The organism is Oleiphilus sp. HI0061 (assembly GCF_001635675.1).
Window position 1 is genome coordinate 1 of the sequence record NZ_LWFE01000322.1, and the last position, 995, is coordinate 995.

At 45.6% G+C, this 995-nt stretch carries 2 protein-coding genes; both read left to right on the forward strand.

Features of this window, described 5'->3' with window-relative positions; genetic code table 11:
* On the forward strand, positions 1-214 hold a 214-nt coding region (locus A3735_RS04135; protein ID WP_156499396.1), incomplete at its 5' end, for a 2Fe-2S iron-sulfur cluster-binding protein.
* Positions 215-235: 21 nt separating this feature from the next.
* On the forward strand, positions 236-995 hold a 760-nt coding region (locus tag A3735_RS04140), incomplete at its 3' end, for a fatty acid desaturase (RefSeq protein ID WP_068637634.1).

The following is a 995-nucleotide window of genomic DNA, read 5'->3' on the forward strand; positions in this document are numbered from 1 at the left end:
CGAGTCTGACAAAGCTACCCTGCTGGAAATCTCAGAGAACCAAGGTTTAAAACCCGTTGCGGGTTGTCGAATGGGCGTGTGTCACCAGTGTATTTGTAAAAAGAAGACCGGGCGAGTCTTCAATACGCGAACCCAACAATATTCGGATACCGGAGAAGAAGAAATACAGCTTTGTGTTTCGGTGCCGGTTGGCAAAGTAGAACTTGAACTTTAAGAGATTAATCAGGAAGACATTATGAATCCGAACAATACTCAGAAGCCATCCCGAGAAATCTTAGACGGCTTTGCAGAAGAGCTGGACAAAGTTCGCGCAGACACCCTTAAGAAAGTGGGCGCAAGTGATGCAAAATACATTCGACGTTTAATCGCAATTCAACGCGGCAGTGAAATTGCTGGCCGAATCCTAATGGTAATGGGCTTTGTAAGCCCCCTATTATGGGTGTTGGCAGTTTTACTGTTGGCCTTAGCAAAGATTCTGGACAATATGGAAATTGGCCACAATGTACTGCACGGGCAATATGACTGGATGAATGACCCTAACATTAACTCCAGAAAATTCGAGTGGGATATTGCGGGAGACTCGGGCTCTTGGAAGCGCTATCACAACCACGAGCATCACACTTATACAAATGTTATCGGCAAAGACCGTGACTTTGGCTATGGCATATTCCGTCTTAGCGATGACCTGCCTTGGCGGCCAAAAAACCGCTGGCAGATATTCAGCTACCTAGGGCTTAGCACCTTCTTTGAAGCAGGGATTGCTTACCACGAAGTCGCTGCAGAAAGAATCTTTATGGGCAAGCGCCGCGAGACAAGTTCCCTGCCAATTAGCCGCAAGCAATTAAAGAAAGATTTCTTTAGCAAAATCGGCCGTCAAACCTTCAAGGATTACATATTCTTTCCTTTACTATGCTGGCCTGTGGCCGGGCAAGTATTACTCGGTAACTTAATTGCCAATATCCTTAGAAACCTTTGGACCTCTACCATTATCTTTT